Source organism: Isoptericola croceus (genome assembly GCF_029382255.1).
GTDB classification, from domain to species: Bacteria; Actinomycetota; Actinomycetes; order Actinomycetales; family Cellulomonadaceae; genus Isoptericola; species Isoptericola croceus.
The window spans coordinates 1-265 of sequence record NZ_JARLLG010000369.1; the positions used below are offsets into that span (position 1 = coordinate 1).

A 265-nucleotide genomic window follows, 5' to 3' on the forward strand; every position below is an offset into this window, starting at 1 on the left:
TCTGCATATGGTTTCTGACCATATTGAGTGTAGCTTTGAACGCCTCCGTTACTCTTTAGGAGGCGACCGCCCCAGTCAAACTACCCACCACGCACTGTCTCCTTCCCAGATAAGGGGAACGGGTTAGAAAATCAATTTAGCAAGGGTGGTATTTCAAGGTTGACTCCACTAGAACTAGCGTCCCAGCTTCAAAGTCTCCCACCTATCCTACACATGCTAAACCAATTTTCAATACGAAGTTATAGTAAAGCTCCACGGGGTCTTT

1 rRNA gene is annotated in these 265 nt (G+C 46.4%); it reads right to left on the reverse strand.

Annotated features, from left to right (window positions below):
- Nucleotides 1-265, reverse strand: a 23S ribosomal RNA gene (locus PZC42_RS21655); the annotation flags it as partial.